Below are 21,784 nucleotides of genomic sequence, written 5' to 3'. Positions count from 1 at the left end.
ACGCGGCGGCGGGGGAGGCGGTGGCGGCGGGGGTGACTCGTTGCGCGGCGACGGTGTGCGCGGCGGGGCCGTGGTCTGGACGGAGGGGCGCACCGGCTTGTCGTTGCGGTCGACGGCCGGTTCGGGCGCACGGACCACCAGCAGCACAACGGAGACGACGAGTGCGATGGCCGCGATCGCGGCGGCGATTAGGATGCAGAGATTGAGTCTGGTCCGGTACCAGGGCGGCGGAGCCGGCTCGAAGTACCAGGTGTCCTCGTCGAACGCGTCGAACCTCATATCGCGGCCCGGCGCCTTCTCGGGATCGAAGAAGTCGGCCTGCGTCTGCGCCCCCGAATCGGCGGCATCCTCGACGTCGACCGTGTCGTCGATCAAATAGTCGAAGTCCCCCGAGGCTTCGCGTTGCGCCACACGAGAATGCTAACGCCGCACCAAGCGGGCGGCCTGGCAAACTCCGATGGAAGTTGCACGCCATTGTTTTCACCGCGATAGGGTTTCGAGCGCCTCGCATGGAGTCATTCACTGCGGTGACCGCTGCCGTCTCCCGACCATCGGAAGGTTCGCAATGAAGATCACCTCGCTGGCGGCCGCGTTCGCCGCATCCGTTCTGCTGCTGGCCGGTTCGGTTGCGTGCGCACCGCCCGAAAAGAACGGTGATGGCGAGCAGACACAGTCCGGAGTCAAGGCGTCCGAAGCCACTTCGGCGGAGGATTTCGGCGGCATCGACGGGTTGGTGGAAGCGGCCAAGAAGGAGGGCGCGCTCAATGTGATTGCGCTGCCGCCGGATTGGGCGAATTACGGCGCGATCATCAAGGCGTTCTCGGACAAATACGGCATCAAGGTCAACTCGGCGCAGCCCGACGCGTCGAGCCAGGACGAGATCAACGCGGCCAATCAGCAGAAGGGCAGGAGCTCCGCGCCCGACGTGTTCGATCTCGGCCAGTCGGTCGCACTGGCCAACACCTCGATGTTCGCGCCTTACAAGGTGGTCAATTTCGATGACATACCTGCCGCGTTCAAGGATGCGGACGGAACCTGGGTCAACGACTACGGCGGTTACATGTCGATCGGTTACGACTCGGCCAAGGTGCCGCCGGTGACGCGCATCGAGGACCTGCTCAAGCCGGAGTACCGCGGCAAGGTCGCACTGAACGGCGACCCGACCCAGGCGGGCGCCGCGTTCTCGGGCGTGCTGATGGTCGCTCTCTCCCAAGGCGGTTCGGCCGACGACATCGCGCCGGGCGTCGAGTTCTTCCGAAAGTTGGCCGAGGCGGGCAACTTCCTGCCCGTCGACCCGACGCCCGCCACCATCGGCTCCGGCCAGACCCCGGTCGTCATCGACTGGAACTACACCAACGCGGCCGAGACCAAGAAGCTACCGTCGTGGCAGGTTCTGGTGCCGCCGAACTACGCCGTCGCCGGTTTCTACTATCAGGCGATCAACAAGGACGCGCCGCATCCCGCCGCGGCACGGTTGTGGCAGGAGTTCCTCTACAGCGACGAGGGGCAGAACCTGTTCGCGCTCGGTGGCGTGCGCCCGGTCCGCGCCGACAACATGACCGTCGACGGCACGTTGGACAAGACCGCGGCGGCGTCGTTGCCCGTCATCGACGGCCCGGTGACGGTGCCGTCACCGCAGCAGACCGAGGCGGCCACCAAGTACCTGTCCGAGCACTGGGCCGCCGCGATCGGCTGACCGCACACGGAGGAGCAACTCTGAAGAGGCTGCGGGACACCGCACGAGACACCGTGCCGCTGCTGCCGTTCCTGGCGGTGGTGGTGGTGTTCCTGCTGATTCCGACCATGACGGTGATCGTCAACGCGTTCTTCGCCGACGGTGTGTTCTCGCTGGATCGCATCCACGCGTTGTTTTCCGGCGCCGCACTGTCGGCCCTGGGTAAGAGCGTCGTGTTGTCGGCCAGCACCGCGCTGATCGGCGCGACATTCGGCGCGGCGCTGTCCTGGCTGATCGTGTCCAGCGCGCCGACGTCGATGGTGCGACGCGCCGTGCTGGCGCTGTGCAGCGTGCTCGCGCAGTTCGGCGGTGTCGCACTGGCTTTCGCGTTCCTGGCGACGATCGGGCTGAACGGCGTGCTGACGCTGTGGGTCCAGCAGCTCTTCGACTGGAACCTGGCCGCATCGGGATGGCTGTACGGGCTGCCCGGCCTGATCCTCGTCTACACGTACTTCCAGATCCCGCTGATGGTGATCGTGTTCGTGCCGGCACTCGAGGGCCTGCGCGAGCAGTGGCGCGAGGCGGCGCTGAGTCTGGGCGCCTCCCGGCTGCAGTATTTCCGCGAGGTCGTCGTGCCGTTGTTGACGCCCGCTTTCCTGGGGTCGGCGTTGTTGTTGTTCGCCAACGCATTCGCCGCGTACGCGACGGCCGCCGCGTTGGTTAGCCAGGGTAGCCCGATCGTGCCGCTGTTGATCAGGGCGGCGCTCACCAGCGAGGTGGTGCTGGGGCAGACCGGGTTCGCGTATGCGCTGGCGCTGGAGATGATCGTGGTGGTCGCGATGGTGATGGTGGCCTACAGCAGGTTGGTGCGGCGCACCGCGAGGTGGCTCCGATGACGTCCGGCGCCAAGGTGATTCGGGCCGCCTTGTGGTTGCTGTTCGGCGTGTTCTTCCTTTTCCCGCTCTACGCGATGGCGGATTTCTCGACGCGCAATTTGGTCGCTGGTGGGCGGACGCTGCGCGCGTGGACGAACCTGGTGGCCGACGACGCCCTGTATCAGGCCATCGTGGTCTCCCTGTTGCTCGCGGTGTTCACCGTGCTCGCGATGCTGGTCATCCTGTTGCCCACGATGATCTGGGTGCGCCTGCGGGCCTCGTGGGCGAAGGGCGTCGTCGAATTTTTGTGCCTGCTGCCGTTGACGATTCCGGCGTTGGTCATTGTCGTCGGACTGCGCAATGTGTATCTCTGGGTGACGTACTTCCTCGGCGAATCGGCGCTGACGTTGACGTTCGTCTACATCGTGTTGGTGTTCCCGTTCGCCTACCGCGCGCTGGACGCGGCGTTGTCATCGATCGACCTGCAGACGCTCACCGAGGCCGCACGATCGCTGGGCGCCGGATGGACGACGACCATCCTGCGGGTCGTGGTGCCCAACATCTGGCCCGGCATCCTGTCCGCGTCCTTCATATCGATCGCCGTCGTGCTCGGCGAGTACACGATCGCCTCGCTGAGCGGCTACCAGACGCTGCAAGTGCAGATCGTGACGATCGGCAAGGCCGACGGACCCACCTCGGTGGCCGCGTCGTTGGCCGTGCTGCTGCTGGGTTTCGTTCTGCTGATGGGGCTTTCGCTGCTCACCCGGGGCCGCCGCCGAGTTCAGGGAGTGACCGCATGACCGCCGGAGTTGCCGTCGAACTCAACGATCTGACGCGGGTCTACGGAACGGTGAAGGCACTCGACGGGTTGACGCTGAGGATCGAACCCGGCGAACTCGTCGCGCTGCTGGGCCCGTCGGGCTGCGGTAAGACCACGGCGCTGCGCATCCTCGCCGGACTCGACAAGGCCACGTCCGGAACCGTGTCCGTCGGCGGGCGAGACGTCGGCGGTGTACCGGCGAACAAACGCGATATGGGCATGGTGTTTCAGGCCTACAGCCTGTTTCCTCACCTCATGGTGCTCGACAACGTCGCGTTCGGGTTGAAGATGCGCGGGACCGGCAAGCGCGACCGGCTGTCCCGGGCCGCCGACATGCTGGACCTGGTCGGGTTGTCCGAACACAAGGACAAGTTCGCCAGCGAGCTGTCCGGCGGCCAACAGCAACGCGTGGCGCTGGCCCGCGCGCTGGCGATCCAGCCGCGGGTGCTGCTGCTCGACGAACCGCTGTCGGCCCTGGACGCCAAGGTTCGGTCCCAGTTGCGCGACGAGATCCGCCGCGTGCAGTTGGACGTCGGCACGACGACGTTGTTCGTCACCCACGATCAGGAGGAGGCGCTCGCCGTCGCCGACCGCGTCGGCGTGATGAGCCAGGGCAAACTCGAACAGGTCGCCGCGCCCGCGGAGCTCTACGCCAACCCGGCGACGCCCTTCGTCGCCGAGTTCGTCGGCCTGAACAACAAAGTGCCCGCGACGGTTTCGCGCGGGCAGGCCGAACTGCTCGGCACATCGGTGCCGGCGTTGGCGGGATCGGTCGGGTCAGGCAGCGGTATGGCGATGGTGCGCCCGGAGTCGGTGACCGTGACGGCCGACCCGGCCGGCACCTCGACCGTCAGCTCGGTGGCCTTCCTCGGCGCGATCTCCCGCGTCTACGCCGCGATGGTCGACGGCACGGTCATCAGCGCTCAGATGGCCAGCGCGGCGGCGCGCGGCTTCGCACCCGGCGACCGCGTGACCGTCGGCGTCGTTTCCGACGGCGTGCTCGTCGTGCCGACCTGACCCCGCCGTTCGCGGGAGCTGGGGCTAGACGTCCTTGACCGGTTCGATGCCGAGATCGCGGTAGGTGACCAGCGCCGCGAACGGCACGTTGCGGGCGGCGAAGCGCTTGGCCGCGATGTCGCCGCGGTCCACCATCGGAATCACCCCGGTGACCACGGCGCCCGCCTCGGTCACCCGCTCGAACGCGATCTCGGTCGAGCCGCCGGTGCTGATCACGTCGTCGACCAGCAGCACCCGCATGCCCGGTTCGATGCGGGTGCCCTCGATCCATTGCTCACGGCCGCGCTTCTTCTGCTCCTTGCGGACCGAGAACCACGCCTTGCCGGTCACCATCGCGACGCCGTGCGCCAGCGGATCGGCGCCCATCGTGAGTCCGCCGACGGCGTCGAACTCGATGCCGCGGCTCTCGGCCAGCTCCGCGACCGCGCGGCTGACGACCGTCAACCGTTCACCGGTGTCGATGGCGTACTTGCCGTCGATGTAGTCATGGCTGAGCTGGCCACTGGCCAGGCGGAACGGCTCGTCGCGGCGCTCGTGTCCGCGGGTGGCGATCAGGTCGAACGCCGCTTGCCAGGTGGCCGGTCGCCCGGAGGAAGCCGCAGCAGTCATGGGGTGATCGTATTTCAGCCGCGGCGCGCCAGGCGCGTCAGCTCGACGGCGGCCGAACGCAATTCATCGATGGAGCCCAGTGGCTCGCGATACCCGATGCGGGTGTAGGCCAGCCCCCGCTCGGTGGTCAGGCGCAGGTCGAGGCCGTACCGGTCGGCGCCGGTGCAGGTCGCCGCGGTGGTGTCCGGGTAGCCACCCAGCACCTTGGCCATCGCGACGAGCGCATCGGAGTGGTCGGCGTTCAGGTGCGCGATCGCCCCGCCCGCCAGCGGTTGTACCGGATCGGGGCTGGCCCCCGAATACGCTTCACCCGTCGTCGAATCCATCCGCCCGTAGCCGCCGACCCAGCGCACCCGCCGCACCCGCAGGACCCACAGCGTGAAGTCGCTGTAGTCGATGTAGTACTTCGCGGCCGCGACGGCCGACAGGTGTGCCTCGCGCGCTGCGGCGAGTTCGTCGCCGGAGGGCCGCTCCACCACCCCGGCCAGGGTGACCCGCCCGCTGGCCAGCGGATCGGACTCCGACGTCGGCGCGACGATCGCGAGGCTCGCTCGCGGGTCGGCCAACAGGTTGCGGCCGTGTTCGGCGAGATTCGACACGCACAACACCGGGTCGCCGCCGAGCAGGCCGTACGTCACGAACGACGCCCACGGGTCGCCGTCGGCCGTCAACGTCGCGAGAGTTGCGGTATTAGTGGATGCAGCGATGGTCCGAGCTTCCTCGGCCGCCGACGGGCGGACGGAGTTGACGACCTCCGTCAACGGCGGAGGAATCGACGGCGCGTCGCCCGGGTCGCCGTGATCACGAGTGGCCACGCCCGAACGATACCCAGAGATTTCCGCCGATTCGTTTCTCCGTCACGTGGGTAGGTTGAAAACCGTATGGAACAGCACAGCGGTGTCTCAGCATCCGACGTATCCGCCGACCACGATCCGGCGGAGGGCAGTCACGTCGAGGACGGCGTCGTCGAGCACCCCACCGCCGGAGACTTCGGCCACGCCCGGGTGTTGCCCGAGGACCGAACATGGTTCAAACGCGCCGTCTTCTACGAAGTGCTGGTGCGCGCGTTCTACGACTCCAACTCCGACGGCATCGGCGATCTGCGCGGCCTGACCGAGCAATTGGATTACGTGAAGTGGCTTGGCGTGGACTGCCTTTGGCTGCCGCCGTTCTACGATTCGCCGCTGCGCGACGGCGGCTACGACATCCGCGATTTCTACAAGGTGCTGCCCGAGTTCGGCACCGTCGACGACTTCGTCGAGCTCCTGGACGCCGCCCACCGTCGCGGTATCCGCGTCATCACCGACCTCGTCATGAACCACACGTCCGACCAGCACGCGTGGTTCCAGGAATCGCGCCGCGATCCCGACGGACCGTACGGCGACTTCTACGTGTGGAGCGACACCAGCGACAAGTACTCCGACGCCCGGATCATCTTTGTCGACACCGAGGAGTCGAACTGGACCTTCGACCCGGTGCGACGGCAGTTCTACTGGCATCGGTTCTTCAGCCACCAGCCCGACCTGAACTACGACAACCCCGCCGTTCAGGAGGCGATGCTCGACGTCCTGCGGTTCTGGCTCGACCTCGGTATCGACGGCTTCCGGTTGGATGCGGTGCCGTACCTGTTCGAGCGCGAGGGCACCAACTGCGAGAACCTGCCCGAGACACACGCATTCCTCAAGCACTGCCGCAAGGTGATCGACGACGAGTACCCGGGCCGGGTGCTACTGGCCGAGGCCAACCAGTGGCCCGCCGACGTGGTCGAGTACTTCGGTGACCCGGACACCGGCGGCGACGAATGCCACATGGCGTTCCACTTTCCGCTGATGCCACGCATCTTCATGGCGGTCCGCCGCGAGTCGCGGTTCCCGATCTCGGAGATCCTGGCGCAGACCCCAGATATTCCGGAGATGGCGCAGTGGGGCATCTTCCTGCGTAACCACGACGAGTTGACGCTGGAGATGGTCACCGACGAAGAGCGTGATTACATGTACTCCGAGTACGCCAAGGATCCGCGGATGAAGGCGAACGTCGGGATCCGCCGACGGCTGGCGCCGCTGCTGGACAACGACCGCAACCAGATGGAGTTGTTCACCGCGCTGCTGCTGTCGCTGCCCGGTTCGCCGGTGCTGTACTACGGCGACGAGATCGGGATGGGCGACATCATCTGGCTCGGCGACCGCGACGCAGTGCGAACCCCGATGCAGTGGACGCCCGACCGCAACGCCGGCTTCTCGACCGCGACGCCCGGGCGCGTGTATCTGCCGCCGAACCAGGATGCGATCTACGGTTACCAAGCGGTCAATGTCGAGGCGCAGCGCGACATCTCGACCTCGTTGTTGAACTGGACCCGCACGATGCTCGCGGTGCGCAGCCGCCACGAGGCGTTCGCGATCGGCAGCTTCCACGAGCTCGGCGGCTCCAACCCGTCGGTGCTGACGTATGTCCGGGAGGTCGAGAGGGAGAACGGGACGAAGGACGGCGGGCGGGACGGCGGGAAAGACACCGTGCTCTGCGTCAACAACCTCTCGCGCTTCCCCCAGCCGATCGAGATGAACCTGCAGGCCTACAACGGATACACGCCGATCGAGATGACCGGATACGTGGAATTCCCCCGCATCGGCCAGCTGCCCTATCTACTGACCCTGCCCGGCCACGGCTTCTACTGGTTCTCGCTGAAGCCGCCCAGCCCGGAGCCTGGAGAGTAGTCATGAACCTTCCGTTCGACGAGTGGCTACCGCAGCAGCGGTGGTACGCCGGCCGCAGCCGTGAGCTGGCCTCGGTAGAGCAGTCCGCGTGCGTCGGTCTGCGCGACGACCTGGACCTGGTGCTGCTCGACGTGTCGTACACCGACGGTTCGAGCGAGCGCTATCAGGTGTTGGTGCGCTGGAACACCGGTCCCATAGAGGAGTACGCGGAGGTCGCGACCATCGGAGCCGACGGTGACCGCACCGCCTACGACGCGCTCTACGACCCGACCTCGGCCCAGTACCTGCTGTCGCTGATCGACTCGTCGGCGACGGTTGGGTCCGGAGCCGACGTGGTGCGCTTCGTCAAGGAGCCCGACGTGCAGTTGCCGCTGGATGCGGCGCCGCGGGTGTCGGCCGCCGAGCAGAGCAACACCAGCGTGGTCTTCGAGGAGAAGGCGATCCTCAAGCTGTTCCGCCGGATCACGCCGGGCACGAACCCCGACATCGAGTTGAACCGCGTACTGGCCCGCGCCGACAATCCGCATGTCGCACGGCTCCTCGGCTCGTTCGAGACGAACTGGGACGGCAGCGAGGACGGTGAGCCGTGCGCGCTGGGCATGGTCACCGAGTTCGCCGCGACGTCGGCCGAGGGCTGGGACATGGCGACCGCCAGCACCCGCGATCTGTTCGCCGAGGGCGACCTGTACGCCGACGAGGTCGGCGGTGACTTCGCGGGCGAGTCGTACCGGCTCGGTGAGGCGGTCGCGTCCGTGCACGCCACGCTTGCCGACGAACTCGGCACCGAGACCACGCTGTTCCCGACCGACACCGCGCTGGAGCGACTGGCGTCGGCGACCAAGTCGGTACCCGACCTGGAGCAGTACGCGCCGCTGATCGAGGAGCGCTACCGCAAGCTGTCGGAGGACACAGTGACGGTGCAGCGCATCCACGGCGATCTGCATCTCGGCCAGGTGCTGCGCACCCCCGAGGGCTGGCTGCTGATCGACTTCGAGGGCGAGCCCGGCCAACCGCTTGAGGAGCGCCGCCGGCCGGACTCCACGCTTCGCGACGTGGCCGGGATACTGCGGTCCTTCGAATACGCCGCGTACCAACGGCTGATGGAACAGTCCTTCGACGAGGACCACGACCGTCAACTCGGCGCGCGCGCCCGTGAGTGGGTGGACCGCAACGCCGCGTCGTTCTGCGAGGGCTACGCGGAGGTGTCCGGCACCGACCCGCGCGACTCCGGCCAGCTGCTCGCGGCCTACGAATTGGACAAGGCGGTGTACGAAGCGGCGTACGAAGCGCGCTTCCGGCCGAGCTGGCTGCCGATCCCCTTGAAGTCGATAGCGCGCCTCGTCGGCTGAACAGGGCCGTGGCCAAGTACTCGCTCAACGACGCCGCGATGGCCAGGGCCCGCGAGCTCATCGATGCGCGCCAGTACGTGCTCGACAGCGACTGGGGCGAGGTGCAGCCGCGCGCCGAGGCGCAGAACGCCTATCTCGAGTCGCACTCCTGGGACGACTACGCGCGCTGGCACCTCGGCCTGACCGACGGCGCCCGCGACGAGACGAAGGCGCGGTACGCGTTCGTGTACGGCGATTTTCGGCGGCTGCACCGCTCGGGGCTCATCGCCTGCGTGTACCGGGCAGCCGAATGGCGGCACAAGGACATCGAGCTCGCCGCCCACCACCTGCTGCAGTACCTGGACGCCAAAACCGGGCTCAAACCATCGCGGCCTATTGGCGAAGCATGAGGTCGAGCACCCGCTCGCTCATCGACGCGGGTTCGCGAGGCGTCGAACCGACCTCGTGCAACAGGCCCAAGCCAGTGGCGAACAGAAGCGCCGAACGCAGATCGGCCTCGCCCGGCTCGAATCCGTAGTCGACGAACGCCTCCCGCACAGCGCCCAGGACACGACCGTCGCTCTGCTGAACACTGGCGAGCACCGTCGCGTCGGTCAACGACCAGACCCGCATGGCCCGCTCCAGCGCCCAGTGGTCCGGGCACATCAACGTCTGGATCATCAGCGCCAGCCGGACGCGCGGATCGGCGTCACGCATGTCCTCGAACCGCCGCCGACGCTCGTCGTGCAGATTGCCCCATGCCCGCGCCAGTGCGTCGCGGTAGGCGGGCATGTCGGTGAAGTGCCAATAGAAGCTGCCCTTGGTGACCTCGAGACGGTCACAGAGGCGGCCGATCCGCAGCGCGCCGGGACCGCCGTCGGCGAGCACGTCGAAACCGGCCTGGATCCAGTCTTGGGCGGTCACGCGGCGGCCGGTGCTGGGAGGCGCCGTCATGGAGGGCAGCATACGGCGAGTTCCGGGTCCTTTACTGACACTCACGAAAATTTTTGACGTGCGTGTTCACCGTTGAGTCAACCGTGATGCACGAGGCGAGACGGCAACCGTGGCCGCCGGTAGGCGCCGCCGCTCATCGGCTCCTACTCGCCCCGCCGGGCGTGTGACAACTCTGGCTGTCAGTCGCGACGGCCACGGTTGCTGTGAGGCAAACCGTAGCACACCGGCATGCTCACGTCGGGCATTTGCGCCCCCAAGAACGGTGTCGCACAGGCGGTTTCGGAGCCGGCATGGTTGCGAGGGAAGGTGGCGCGGCATCCGAGGGCGGCGCGAATCGCGCCGCCGGGTGCGGTGCGGCGTTTAGCGACCCGGCAGGTGGGCAACCGGATAACTGTGAGCGCAAATCCGGACCCAGGCTATTCACCCAACGACGGCGGCGGCGTCGGCGACACGCTGCGCCCGACGGAGGCGTTCGACTCCGACGACGTGCGCAATGACGACGGCGACGAGACCGTCGACCCGCCAGAGCAGTGGCGTGAAGCCGACAAGATCAACGCCGAGGGTGAGGTCGACGAGAGCCTCGACGAGAAACTCGCGGCCGAAGAACCCGAACAACCCGAACTGAACGAGCCGATGAGCGAACCCAGCGGCGACACCGAGGTGCGCACCGATGACCAGGTGGATCGCCTCGACCCCGAACAGCATGGTCGCGACGAGGGCCAGGTCGACGGCACGCCCGAGGACGGCGACTCGTTCTTCCCCGTCGTCGAATAACAACCGCTTCGGCGGTTACTCCTCCGGGGCAGCCTGCAGCACGATGACCGAGCGTGCGGCGACGGACACCTTTTGCCCGGCGCCGACCGGCGCCGGTTCGTCGTCGCCGTCGGCCGCCGAGTCGATCACCGAGATCCAGGAGTCGCCGAACTTCTTCTCCGGCAACACGAAATCGATCGGCTCGTAGTGGGCGTTGAAGCACAACACGAACGAGTCGTCGACGATGCGCTGGCCGCGCACATCGCGGTCGGGGATGCCGTTGCCGTTGAGGTACACCGCGATTGACTTGGCGTAACCGGTCTCCCAGTCCTCGTCGCTCATCTCGGAGCCGTCGGGCGCGAACCAGGCGATGTCGGGAAGTCCGTCACCACCGCGCTGGCGCACCGGACGCCCGGAGAAGAACCGGCGCCGACGGAACACCGGGTGCGCCGCGCGCAGCGCCGACACCTTGCGGGTGAATTCCATCAGATCGGTGTCGGGGTTGTCCCAGTCGATCCACGACAGTTCGTTGTCCTGGCAGTAAACGTTGTTGTTGCCCTGCTGGGTGCGGCCGAGCTCGTCACCGTGGGCGATCATCGGCACGCCCTGCGAAAGCAACAGTGTGGTAAGGAAATTGCGCTGTTGGCGGGCGCGCAACGCGTTCACCTCGGGGTCGTCGGTCGGCCCTTCGACACCGCAGTTCCAGGACCGGTTGTGGCTTTCGCCGTCGTTGTTGTCCTCGCCGTTGGCCTCGTTGTGCTTCTCGTTGTAGGACACCAGATCGCGAAGCGTGAACCCGTCGTGGGCGATGACGAAGTTGATGGACGCGACGGGTCGCCGACCGGTCTGCTCGTAGAGGTCGGCCGAACCCGTTAAGCGGTAAGCGAGTTCGTCGAGCGTCGCCGGCTCACCGCGCCAGTAGTCGCGAACCGTGTCACGGTACTTGCCGTTCCACTCCGTCCACTGCGGCGGGAAGTTGCCGACCTGATAGCCACCGGGGCCGACGTCCCACGGTTCGGCGATCAGCTTGACCTGGCTGACGGTCGGATCCTGTTGTACGAGTTCGAAGAACGTCGACAGCCGGTCGACATCGTAGAACTCGCGGGCCAACGTCGAGGCCAGGTCGAAACGGAACCCGTCGACATGCATCTCGGTGACCCAGTACCGAAGTGAGTCCATGATCAGCTGAAGCGAATGCGGATGGCCGACGTTGAGGCTGTTGCCGGTTCCGGTGTAGTCCATGTAATACCGCTTGTCGTCCTCGACCAGCCGGTAGTACGCGCCGTTGTCGATGCCGCGCATGGACAGCGTCGGGCCCATGTGGTTGCCCTCGGCGGTGTGGTTGTAGACCACGTCGAGGATCACCTCGATGCCTGCCTCGTGCAGCGCGCGGACCATCGCCTTGAACTCCCGCACCTGACCGCCGGGGTTCGGGCTGGAGCGTACTTGGAGTCCGGCGCGAGGAAGCCGATCGTGTTGTAGCCCCAGTAGTTCGACAGGCCCTTGTCGATCAGCGTCGAGTCGTTGGCGAAGTGGTGCACCGGCAGCAGTTCGATCGCCGTCACGCCGAGCGACTGCAGATGCTCGATGATCACCGGGTGTGCCACGGCCGAATACGTCCCGCGGATGTTCTCGGGGATGTCGGGATGCGTCTGCGTGAGGCCCTTGACGTGCGCCTCGTAGATGACCGAGTCGGCGTACTCGTAGTCCGGCGGCCGGTCGTTGCCCCAGTCGAAGTACGGGTTGATGACCACCGACTTCGGCATGCTCGCCGCGGAATCGTCGTCGTTGCGGCTGTCGGGGTCGCCGAAGTTGTAGCTGAACAGCGACTGGTTCCAGTCGAAGTTGCCGTCGATGGCCTTCGAGTACGGGTCGAGTAGCAGCTTGTTCGGGTTGCAGCGCTGACCGGTCGGCGGGTCGTAGGTGCCGTGCACGCGGTAGCCGTACCGCTGACCGGGCTCGATGTTCGGGATGAAGCCGTGCCAGACGAACGCATCGTTCTCGGGAAGCGTTATCCGGGTCTCGGTGCCGTCGGCGTCGAACAGACAGAGCTCTACCTTCTCGGCCGCCTCACTGAACACCGCGAAGTTGGTGCCCGTCCCGTCATAGGTCGCGCCGAGCGGGTAGGCCTTACCCGGCCAGACCTCATGGGACGCGGCTTGGGGGGCGGGGGCTTGGGTCAATTCTCACTCCAGACGACGACACAACTCACAACGGAACGATACGGGTGTGCCCGATGCGGCAGCATCACAACCAACTCGGCATCAAAATCACACGAACCAGGAGAAACGCGTGTCCGCCCGCCCCGACCTGCCCGGTTACCGGACGCTGCTGACCGACGTCGACGACGGCGTGGCGACCATCACCCTGAATCGGCCGCGGCAGCGCAACGCCGTCGGCGACGGTATGCGCGAGGAACTCGCCGACGCGTACCGAATCCTCGGCCACGACGACCGCATCCGGGTGATCGTGCTGTCCGGCGCTCCGCCGGCGTTCTGCGCCGGTGCCGACCTGGCGCCCGGTGAGGACACCTTCGCCCCGCCGGGGGCTGGGTTCAGCGCGGCGGGCATCGACGTGCCCGCGTGGACGCTGCCCAAGCCGGTCATCGCGGCGGTCAACGGCCACGCGATCGGGCTGGGCCTGACGCTGGCGCTGCAGTGCGACATCCGGTTCTTCGCCGCCGAAGGCCGCTATGGCGTCGTGCAGGTGCGGCGCGGGGTCGTCGGCGACGCGTACTCGCATTGGGTCCTGCCGCGGTTGGTCGGCATCGCCAACGCGGCCGAAATACTGCTCGGCGGAGCCACTTTCGACGGCGTGCGGGCGGTGGAACTGGGGCTAGGTAGCCGTGTGCTGCCCGCCGACCAGGTGTTGCCGGCCGCGCGCGAACTCGCCCGCGACATCGCGGTGAACACCGCCCCCATGTCGGTGGCAGCCAGCAAGCGCCTGTTGTGGGATTCGTTCGACCTGGACCGGTCCGCGGTCGGCGATCGCGAGACCGAAATCCACCTGCGACTGATGGGGCACGAGGACGCCAAGGAGGGCGTGCGCGCATTCATGCAGCGCAGAGCGCCGGTGTGGACGGGCAAGCCGGAGGACCCGACGGCGGAGTGTTAGGCGATCGCGACGCCCGCCACGCGCAGGTCTTCGACGGCCTTCGCGGTGGACTCCGCGGCGACCCCCGCGGTCAGGTCCAACAGCACGCGGGTCGTGAACCCGTGGGCGGCGGCGTCGGACGCCGTCGCGTGCACGCAGTAGTCGGTAGCGATGCCGACCACGTCCACCTCGTCGACGCCGCGCTGACGCAGCCAGTCCGCCAGCGACGTGCCGTTCTCGTCGGTGCCCTCGAAACCGCTGTAGGCCGCCGCGTATTCGCCCTTGGTGAAGACGGCTTCGACCGTGTCGGAGGAGAACTGCGGGTGAAAGTCGGCGCCGGTGGTGCCGACGACGCAGTGCCTCGGCCAGGAGTTCACGAAGTCGGGGTTGTCGGAGAAGTGGTCGCCGGGGTCGATGTGAAAGTCCCTGGTGGCCACCACGTGTGCGTAGTCGGTCTGATTCGCGAGGAGCGCGCTGATGTTGCGGGCCACGTCGGTGCCGCCGGTGACGGCCAGCGATCCGCCCTCGCAGAAGTCGTTCTGCACGTCGACGATGATGAGCGCCTTCATGCCCTTTGACGCTACCCGCCGAACAGCAGGTACAGCCCGGTGAATGTGTAGCCGACCATCACCAGCATCATCGCCAGTTGCCCGGTCAGCTGATGGCCCGACGGAAGCAGGCGCAGGGCGCGGTCATGCGCCGCGAGGACGGCGGCGACGTGTCCGGCCACGACGAAGCCGACCTTGAGCGTGGCCAGCACCGCCGGATGCTGCGAGAGGAAGTAGCTGACCTCGGCGTCGTGCAGCCAGAACAGGTTCCAACCGCGGCCCAGTGGATCGGCGAGCAGGATGATCGTCTGCTGTCCGCGCTCGATCAGATACGTCAGGTAGTGGGCGAACACGTAGCCGATGACGATCGGAATCAGCGAGTGCGCCATCTCGCCGGGCAACCGGCGGCGCTGGTCACGGTTCACCCCGCCGGTGGCGATCGAGGCGAGCGAGAACGTCGCCGCGACCACCGCCGCAAACGTCAACAAGCCGACGGTCTTGATCAGGGTCGCCGTGAGCGTCGAGGAGGAGTGGTCGTCGACGAAGTCCCGCCATACCGGCATCGCCGAGAAGCTGTCGAACGCAGTCGATCCGAGCAGGACGGCCATGACGGCGACGACGCCCGGGCGCACCGGCAGCGACGGGAGATGGTCGAACGGGTTGCCGACGGCGACCCGGCCGCTCGCAGGGTCGCGGCGAAACGGGGAGAGCCGCGAGGCCACCACGCTGTACATCTCGAACGGGTCGGCCCGCGTGCACCACCGCTCACCGCACAGCAGTGCCCCGGCCAGAGTGACGACCAGATAGACCAGCAGCCAGATACGAATCGCGTTGAGCGAACCGGGATCGGGGCTTGCGAGCTCCAGCCAGACGAACGCGAACAGGCCGAACACGGCGGGCCAGTAGCCCAGCCACGCGGGGTAGGCCAGCCCGCGCGACCGCCCGCCCAACAGCCGAAGCACCGTCCGCACAGGCGATATCGCGCGCCACACCGGGCCGATGATCAGCGACACCGCCACCAGGCCCACCCAGAGCAACACGTAGAAGACGCCGGGTAACGGATTTTGGTTGTTTTGAGGGCCGAAGACGGCGGCGACGCCGACCCACACCGCGAACACCAGCCCAGCGAGGGCAAGGGCCCACCGGGTGGCCGGTGCGTCGACGATCGTCGTGACCCAACGGGGAAGCGGGCGAACCGAATTGGCGGGATCGAACTTGGGCTTCTTCCACGCCAGCGCCACCACCGCGAAGGTGAACGTCAACGCCCACGCCGCGCCGACCAGTGCATAGGTGTAGGGGATCGGCAGGTCGGTTGAGCCACCGAGGCCGTGTGCCAGTACGGAAACCGTCGGTTCCCGCATCGCTACTGGACTTGCACCGTGGCGACGACGCGATTCAGCTCGTGCAGCTCGATCTCCACGTTTCCGGGCACGTCGACCGTGAACTGGAACTGTTGGCCGGGCTTGGGATCCACCTTGAAGGTGTGCTCGGGCACCGAGTGGACGTGGAGTTCGTCGGCGGCGTCGCTGTTGACCCGCAGCACGATCGGCTCACCGACCTTGGCTTGCACTCGGGCGTTGGTCGGGTCGACCTTGCCGCCCTCGATGGAGACGTCGATGCTGACGCGATCGGTCGGCCGCTGCTGATCCGGCATGTTCGCCGGTGCCGCCGTCGACTCGGCGGGACCGTTGCTTTCGGTGTCGTTGCGCGAGCCGCCGCAACCGGCGACGAGCAGCGTCACCGCGGCCATGACGCAAATCGCAGTGTGGATCGGTTTCACGTGTTGGTCTCCCCGTCGGATCGGGCTTCTCGTTTGCGTCGGTTCTTCATCGCGATGTAGACCACCACCCCGGCGACGACGATCGCAGGAGCGAAGGCGGGCACCGCGATCCACACCGAGTGGTCGGCGAGGATCAGGACGTCGGCGTCGGCTGTACCGGCCGTCATGATTGCGCGCTCGGCTCGAGCTTGGCTTCACTGCCGCTGGGCTCGCTCCGGTTGATGCGGCCGCCGCCCCAGGTCACTCCCGTGACCATGGCCAGCGAGCACACGAGCACCACGAGGCACCCGATCAGCCACAGCGACGCCGGAATGTCCGGGCTGCGCTCGCGCTGCAGGATCGTGACCTCGGAGACGAACGGACGCGTCATCGACGCCTCGGCGGGCACTTCCTGCGCGCCGATACCCGGGTCACCGGCCAGGTAGACCGGCACCGCCGTCAGCATTCGGCCGTCGTGGACGCGCAGAAGCGTCTTCCACTCGCCGGATACCGGCATCGGCTTCGTGGAGCGGTAATGGCCGGGCCCGACCAGCTCGAGGTTGTCGACGAACATCCCGCGCTGGTTCTCCAGCCTGCCCTGCCACGCGAGCACCGACACCCAGTTCGGATCCTCGCTCAGCAGGTTGGCGGGCGTGATCTGCACGTCGGCGGTGGCGTACCGTGCCCCGTCGTCGCTGGGCACGTCGGTCAAAACGATTGTCGCGTTGGCGTTTTCGGGCACCTCGTACCGCAGGCCGTTGGCGGCCGCACCGCCGATGGCGAGCACCGTCAAGGCGACGAGGCCGATGCCCACGGCCCGGCGCGGGAGCCGCTGCTCCGTGAGCACCATCCCGATCATCGCTCCGCAGGCCCCGGTGAGGATCGCGACGGGCACCGCCATCGCCAGCGCCTCGGGCCAGATACTGGTGTGCCACGGCAGGTGATAGACGCTGTTGATCCACAGCGACTCCAGCCACAGGCCGACGGTGCCCACGGCGAGGCCGGCGACCGCTCCGAAGACCACCGGACGCCTGTACAGCGGGGTCAGGGCAACCAGTTCGACCACGACAGCAGCGCCGAGGTAGAGCGGGAACCAGTTGACCGGGGCGTCGAGCACCGGGGCGACCAGGAAGGCGACGATTCCGCGCAGGCCGATGGCGATGACCGCGGAGATGAGCGCGGCGCCGCGACCGAGGTAGATACGCGCGGCGACCAGCGCGAGCGCCGCGGCGGCGGCGATCAGCATCGGCTGGAAGACCTGCCGGAACTGCGGGACGCCGAAGTCGAATTCGATCTGGTAGACGGACATGCCGATGAGGACACCGGCGAACGCCAGGTACTGGATGAACTTCAGGCCGATGCCGTCGGGCGGTGAATCCGGCCCCCGCACCCGCTTGCCTTCGAGCTCAAGGTAGGCCGCCGCAAGCGTGGAGAAGCCCGCGCCGCCGATCATCATCAGGTGGGTCGGCCCCCACAGTGTGACGTCCTGTCCGAAGATGCGGTGCCAGACGTCATCGAGGGGAAAGCCCATCAGGGCGTAGAGCCCGCAGCCGGCCATCACCAAGCCGCCGACCGGGGCGTACCAGTGGTCGGTGATGCGCACCGCGGCGGGGCCGGGCTTTTCCTCCTCGCCGCGCGGCAGCACGACCGCGGTGCAGCCGGCGACGAAGATGCCGAACAGGCCGATGAGGATGAAGTAGTGCGCGGGGTTGGCCAGCGCGCCGTCGTCGCGTCCATTGCCGATGTGCAGGCTGACGTCCCAAATGAACCCGAACAGCGCGCAGATGATCGACGCGACGAAGATCGCGATCGGCATGGCGACCCATGACGGTCGCTTGAAGCGGCGTCCGGACCAGTCGCCCAGGCGGGCCAGCCAGTCGATCTTGTGCGTTCGGTGCATCCAGCCGACCCACAGCATCAACGCGGCGACCACCGCGGCGACGGCGGTCAGACCGATGATCTCGTTGAGTGCGGCGCCGCCGCCCTCACTCTGTGCCAGCACCGAAATCTCTGAAGCTCTCCACGTACTCGTCATATGCCCCACCTGCCGAATCTCGGAGGAAACTCCTTACTGGTCGGTAATGTTGCCAGAACCCGCGATACCGAAACCAGGGGTATCAGGTAACGACAACGCGAATTGTCTCGAGCGTTGTATCGGCTGCGTCGGGGATGTTCATCCCTGCCTGCAGACCGGTCCGCAGATAGTCGATGACCGCGTCGTTGAGCCGCTCACCGGGGACGACGGCGGGGATTCCGGGCGGGTAGGGAGTGATCTGCTCGGCGCAGATGCGTCCGGTCGCGTTGTCCACGGGCACGTCTTCGACCCGCCCGAAGAAGGCATCGCGGGGCAACTGCACCGATTCGAGCTGGATCTCCTCCGGGGATGGAAGGCGCATGGGAGTCGGCGGGTCGAAATCCTCGGCTGCCCTGCGCCACGCGGTCAGCGCGTCGAGCAGTCGCTCGCCGGTGGCCTTGTCGTCGGCGAAGGACAAGGTAACCAGGATGCGGCGGTGATCGCTCATCCCGACGTCGATGTGTTTGTGGGTGCGCAGCCAGTCGTGTGTCTGGTAGCCCGTGGTGCCGGTGCCCGAGACGTCGATCAGAATCTGCATCCGGTCGAGGTCGTGAGACGCCTCGGCGCCGAGCAGATCGTCCTCCATCACGGCGACGTCGGGGATGAGGTCGATCTCGTGGCGGAGCCGGCGTGCGAGTTCGAGCGCGTTGCCGAGCAACTCGTGACCGTGCTCGACCATCTGCCGACGCCAGCCATCCATGGCGGCATACATCAGCACGTTCGGGCTGGTGGTCATCAACAGATCGGCGCATGCCGAGAGCCGGTCCTGGTCGATGAGATCGCCCTGTAGGTGGAAGACGGAGCCCTGCTCGAACCCGGCGCCCATCTTGTGCACGCTGACGACGCAGACGTCGGCGCCGGCGTCCATCGCCCACGTCGGCAGATCTTCGTGGAACGGAAGGTGTGCGCCCCAGGCCTCGTCGACGATCAGCGGCTTGCCGCGTTCGTGGCAGACGTCGGCGACCGCGCGCAGGTCGGTGCAGGTGCCGTACGGGCTCGGGCAGACGACGAGTGCGCCTGCGGCGTCGGGGTGTTCGTCCCAGGCGCGACGGAAATCGTCGGGGGACGGAGGATGGCTGAAGTGCCGCTCGGCGTCCCACCGCGGGGTGACCCAGCGCGGTTGAACGCCGGAGAAGATGAGTCCGGCGACGATGGACTTGTGGCTGTCGCGGGGGACGAGCAGGCCCCCGCCGTCGGTGATGCCGCTGGAGCCACCGCCTGCGACCGCCATCATCGCTGCCTTCACCGACAGCGAGCTACCGCAGGTGGAGAACCAGGCAGCGCCGGCGCCCACGGCTTCGGCCATGAGATCCTCGGCGCGCGAGAGGTATCCGTTGCTGCTGCGGCGATCGTCGAGCCCGCCGTTGGCGAGGAGGTCGTCGGCGAAGGCCTGCGGGCCGATCACGTCGAGCACGCGCTGGTCCGTGCCGCGGCCCTGCCGGTGACCCGGCGGGGTGAAGCCGTAACGGTTCTGCCGTCGGTAGTCGGCGAGCGCGTCGAGCAGCGGAGCTTCGGACTGATCCATCGGCATCAGGGCTTGAGGATGACCTTGACCATGCCGTCTTCCTTCTTCTGGAAGGTTTCGTACGCGCCGGGCGCGTCGTCGAGCGGCAGTCGGTGGGTGGCGAATTGTTCGACGCCCAGCGGATCTTCGGGGGTCAGCAGCGGCAGGATGTCCGGCACCCATTTCTTGACGTTGGCCTGACCCATTCGCATCTGAATCTGCTTGTCGAACAACGTCATCATGTTGATCGGGTCGGCGGCGCCGCCGTAGACGCCGGACAGCGAGATGGTGCCGCCGCGACGGACGAGCGCGATCGCGGAATTGAGGGCGGCGAGCCGGTCGACGCCGGCGTTCTTCATCACGACGCGGCCGACCGGGGACGGGAGGAAGCCGCTGGCGGTCTGCAGGGTCTCGGCGACGGGCGAGCCGTGCGCCTCCATGCCGACGGCGTCGATGACGGAATCGGCGCCGCGACCGTCGGTGTGACTCTTGACGATTTCGTCGGCGTCATCGGTACGGAGATCGATGAGCTCGTCGCAGTAGGCGCGTGCGCGGGAGAGCCGCTCGTCGACGAGATCGACGCCGATGACCTTGCAGCCCTTGCGGTGTGCGGCGATCCGGCACGCCATCGAGCCGATCGGTCCCAAGCCGAGGACGACCAGGGTGCCGCCGTCGGGCACCGCCGCATATTCGACGGCCTGCCATGCGGTGGGCAGGACGTCAGAGAGGTAGACGTAACGGTCGTCGGGTCCGTCGTCGGGGACCTTGATGTGGGTGTACTGGGCTTGGGGGACGCGCAGGTACTCGGCCTGACCGCCGGCGACCTCGCCGTAGAGCTTGGAGTAGCCGAACAGCGCGGCGCCGGTGCCCTGGTCGCGGTTCTGGGTCGTCTCGCACTGGCTCTGCAGGCCGTGGTCGCACATGAAGCAGTGGCCGCAGGAGATGTTGAACGGGATGACGACGCGGTCGCCGGGTTGCAGGCCGTCGACCTCGCGCCCGACCTCTTCGACGACGCCCATCGCTTCGTGTCCGAGGATGTCGCCGGCGTTCATGAATGCGCCGAGCACCTCGTAGAGGTGGAGGTCCGAGCCGCAGATGTTGGTGCTGGTGACCCGGATGATCGCGTCGGTGGGTTCCTTGATCGCCGGATCGGGCACGTTGTCGACGGAAACCTTCCGACGACCCTGCCACGTGACTGCTCGCATGGGCGCCTCCTCAATGGTCTGAGGGAGGCGTGCCCATTCGGGCGGTTACCAAACGTGGGGTCAGACGGTGGCGCCGGTGGAAATGGCGTCTTGCATGAGGACGCTCAGGTGCTGCCAGTAGATCCAGTCGGCGATCGCGGCGCGTTGGTCGGCGGCTTCCGTCGCGGTGTGCGCCCGGTGTAGGGCAAGTTCCTGGGCGTGGTCGGCGTAGTCGACGAAGCACAGCAGTTGGACGCGACCGCGGTCGGGTGCGTTGCTGAGCAGTGGACGGAAGACCTCGAACCACAGCAGAGCGCGGCGATCCTCAGGCGGCGTGGCGTCGGTGGGCGCAGGTGGCAGGACCTCGCTGAGCCCGGTTGGTGTGATGGCGGCCAATTTGCTTGCCGCGTCGGGGGATATCACCTGAAGGCGGTGGCGGCCCTCCATGCGGCCGTTGTCCGGAATGTCGTCGGGACGCAGGACGATTCGGGGGGCACCGGGGTCGAAGCCGTTGAACTGGTCCTCGGTGGCGATGACCGCGCGCAAGTCGGTGTTGTGGTGTTGAGCCCAACCATGAAGCGCAAGAATGGGATACGTCGCCCAGGAGCCGCGGACGTGTGCGGGGATGGCTTCGTCGGCGGTGGCCATCTTGACGCGGTCGGGCAGCTTGACATCATCGGGTATATATCCGAGACCGTAGTTGTTGGCGACGACGATGGTGCCGTCCTTCGCGAGGCCGGTGACCCAGAAGAAGCCCATGTCGGTGTTGTCGACGTTGAGTGCTGCGGCGACACGTTGAGCGAGTTGGGTGGGATCAGTGCCGGAGGGGCGCCGGGTAGCGGCTGTCTCTTATACACATCTCCGAGCCCACGAGACTGCA

At 67.1% G+C, this 21,784-nt stretch carries 20 protein-coding genes and 2 pseudogenes; 9 read left to right on the top strand and 13 right to left on the bottom strand.

What is annotated here, in order from left to right:
• A pseudogene (locus A5752_RS10115) lies at positions 1-411 on the bottom strand (hypothetical protein); the annotation flags it as partial.
• 154 nt (positions 412-565) lie between these two features.
• On the opposite strand from A5752_RS10115, the gene A5752_RS10110 reads away from it, so the two are divergent.
• The 4 genes from A5752_RS10110 to A5752_RS10095 are packed head-to-tail and all read left to right on the top strand — an operon-like array spanning position 566 to position 4,387.
• Positions 566-1,696 carry an ABC transporter substrate-binding protein gene (locus A5752_RS10110; RefSeq protein ID WP_067084817.1) on the top strand — a complete coding sequence of 377 codons (1,131 nt, stop codon included), beginning with the start codon at positions 566-568 and terminating at the stop codon, positions 1,694-1,696.
• Between the two features lie 53 nt (positions 1,697-1,749).
• The gene (locus A5752_RS10105; protein WP_197500589.1) at positions 1,750-2,571 is read left to right on the top strand and encodes an ABC transporter permease; all 822 of its coding nucleotides are present in this window, start codon (positions 1,750-1,752) and stop codon (positions 2,569-2,571) included.
• Complete coding sequence (locus tag A5752_RS10100; RefSeq protein WP_067084815.1) at positions 2,568-3,350, top strand: ABC transporter permease; 783 nt, start codon at positions 2,568-2,570, stop codon at positions 3,348-3,350. Before A5752_RS10105 ends, A5752_RS10100 begins: the two co-directional genes overlap by 4 nt.
• Positions 3,347-4,387: an ABC transporter ATP-binding protein gene (locus A5752_RS10095; RefSeq protein WP_067084813.1), complete on the top strand. Its 1,041-nt coding sequence runs from the start codon at positions 3,347-3,349 to the stop codon at positions 4,385-4,387. The genes A5752_RS10100 and A5752_RS10095 overlap by 4 nt, the downstream gene beginning before the upstream one ends.
• Positions 4,388-4,411: 24 nt before the next feature.
• Here A5752_RS10095 and pyrE read toward each other — a convergent pair whose 3' ends face one another.
• Together pyrE and A5752_RS10085 are read right to left on the bottom strand one after the other, a co-directional pair.
• Complete coding sequence (gene pyrE, locus A5752_RS10090; RefSeq protein WP_067084811.1) at positions 4,412-4,996, bottom strand: orotate phosphoribosyltransferase; 585 nt, start codon at positions 4,994-4,996, stop codon at positions 4,412-4,414.
• 14 nt (positions 4,997-5,010) lie between these two features.
• Entirely contained in the window at positions 5,011-5,811 is an 801-nt protein-coding gene (locus A5752_RS10085) for a HugZ family pyridoxamine 5'-phosphate oxidase (protein WP_067084810.1), read from the bottom strand.
• 66 nt (positions 5,812-5,877) lie between these two features.
• On the opposite strand from A5752_RS10085, the gene treS reads away from it, so the two are divergent.
• The 3 genes from treS to A5752_RS10070 are packed head-to-tail and all read left to right on the top strand — an operon-like array spanning position 5,878 to position 9,445.
• On the top strand, positions 5,878-7,707 hold the full coding sequence (gene treS / locus A5752_RS10080; RefSeq protein WP_067084808.1) for a maltose alpha-D-glucosyltransferase: 1,830 nt from the start codon (positions 5,878-5,880) through the stop codon (positions 7,705-7,707).
• Positions 7,708-7,709: 2 nt separating this feature from the next.
• The gene (locus tag A5752_RS10075) at positions 7,710-9,056 is read left to right on the top strand and encodes a maltokinase N-terminal cap-like domain-containing protein (protein WP_067084807.1); all 1,347 of its coding nucleotides are present in this window, start codon (positions 7,710-7,712) and stop codon (positions 9,054-9,056) included.
• An 8-nt stretch (positions 9,057-9,064) separates the two neighbouring features.
• Positions 9,065-9,445 carry a hypothetical protein gene (locus A5752_RS10070; RefSeq protein ID WP_067084805.1) on the top strand — a complete coding sequence of 127 codons (381 nt, stop codon included), beginning with the start codon at positions 9,065-9,067 and terminating at the stop codon, positions 9,443-9,445.
• On the opposite strand, the gene A5752_RS10065 is transcribed toward A5752_RS10070, so the two are convergent.
• Positions 9,429-9,989, bottom strand: coding sequence for a TetR/AcrR family transcriptional regulator (locus A5752_RS10065; RefSeq protein ID WP_067084820.1), 561 nt, complete (start codon positions 9,987-9,989; stop codon positions 9,429-9,431). The two genes, A5752_RS10070 and A5752_RS10065, sit on opposite strands and share 17 nt — an antisense overlap.
• A gap of 393 nt (positions 9,990-10,382) precedes the next feature.
• Between A5752_RS10065 and A5752_RS10060 the strand changes: the two genes are divergently transcribed.
• Positions 10,383-10,763: a hypothetical protein gene (locus tag A5752_RS10060; RefSeq protein WP_067084803.1), complete on the top strand. Its 381-nt coding sequence runs from the start codon at positions 10,383-10,385 to the stop codon at positions 10,761-10,763.
• A 15-nt stretch (positions 10,764-10,778) separates the two neighbouring features.
• Here the strand turns inward: A5752_RS10060 and glgX are convergent.
• Positions 10,779-12,925, bottom strand: a pseudogene (glgX, locus tag A5752_RS10055) (glycogen debranching protein GlgX).
• A gap of 109 nt (positions 12,926-13,034) precedes the next feature.
• Between glgX and A5752_RS10050 the strand changes: the two are divergent.
• On the top strand, positions 13,035-13,856 hold the full coding sequence (locus A5752_RS10050; RefSeq protein WP_082963826.1) for an enoyl-CoA hydratase/isomerase family protein: 822 nt from the start codon (positions 13,035-13,037) through the stop codon (positions 13,854-13,856).
• On the opposite strand, the gene A5752_RS10045 is transcribed toward A5752_RS10050, so the two are convergent.
• The 8 genes from A5752_RS10045 to A5752_RS10015 all read right to left on the bottom strand — a co-directional run bounded on the left by A5752_RS10045 (position 13,853) and on the right by A5752_RS10015 (position 21,663).
• Complete coding sequence (locus A5752_RS10045) at positions 13,853-14,404, bottom strand: nicotinamidase (protein WP_067084802.1); 552 nt, start codon at positions 14,402-14,404, stop codon at positions 13,853-13,855. The two genes, A5752_RS10050 and A5752_RS10045, sit on opposite strands and share 4 nt — an antisense overlap.
• Positions 14,405-14,415: 11 nt before the next feature.
• Entirely contained in the window at positions 14,416-15,744 is a 1,329-nt protein-coding gene (locus tag A5752_RS10040; protein ID WP_067084800.1) for a hypothetical protein, read from the bottom strand.
• Positions 15,745-15,746: 2 nt separating this feature from the next.
• Positions 15,747-16,133 carry a hypothetical protein gene (locus A5752_RS10035; protein ID WP_067084798.1) on the bottom strand — a complete coding sequence of 129 codons (387 nt, stop codon included), beginning with the start codon at positions 16,131-16,133 and terminating at the stop codon, positions 15,747-15,749.
• A 26-nt stretch (positions 16,134-16,159) separates the two neighbouring features.
• Positions 16,160-16,330: a hypothetical protein gene (locus tag A5752_RS27725; protein ID WP_197500588.1), complete on the bottom strand. Its 171-nt coding sequence runs from the start codon at positions 16,328-16,330 to the stop codon at positions 16,160-16,162.
• Entirely contained in the window at positions 16,327-18,177 is a 1,851-nt protein-coding gene (locus tag A5752_RS10030; RefSeq protein WP_067084797.1) for a hypothetical protein, read from the bottom strand. Before A5752_RS10030 ends, A5752_RS27725 begins: the two co-directional genes overlap by 4 nt.
• 82 nt (positions 18,178-18,259) lie before the next feature.
• Positions 18,260-19,741: an aminotransferase class I/II-fold pyridoxal phosphate-dependent enzyme gene (locus A5752_RS10025; protein WP_067084795.1), complete on the bottom strand. Its 1,482-nt coding sequence runs from the start codon at positions 19,739-19,741 to the stop codon at positions 18,260-18,262.
• Positions 19,742-19,746: 5 nt separating this feature from the next.
• The gene (locus tag A5752_RS10020) at positions 19,747-20,925 is read right to left on the bottom strand and encodes an alcohol dehydrogenase catalytic domain-containing protein (RefSeq protein ID WP_067084793.1); all 1,179 of its coding nucleotides are present in this window, start codon (positions 20,923-20,925) and stop codon (positions 19,747-19,749) included.
• A 60-nt stretch (positions 20,926-20,985) separates the two neighbouring features.
• Positions 20,986-21,663 carry an EspK C-terminal domain-containing protein gene (locus A5752_RS10015; RefSeq protein ID WP_067084791.1) on the bottom strand — a complete coding sequence of 226 codons (678 nt, stop codon included), beginning with the start codon at positions 21,661-21,663 and terminating at the stop codon, positions 20,986-20,988.
• Positions 21,664-21,784 lie beyond the last annotated feature (121 nt).

This window comes from Mycobacterium sp. 852002-51961_SCH5331710, from assembly GCF_001665535.1.
In the GTDB taxonomy this organism is placed as follows: domain Bacteria; phylum Actinomycetota; class Actinomycetes; order Mycobacteriales; family Mycobacteriaceae; genus Mycobacterium.
This window is presented reverse-complemented; position numbering and strand designations above follow the sequence as displayed.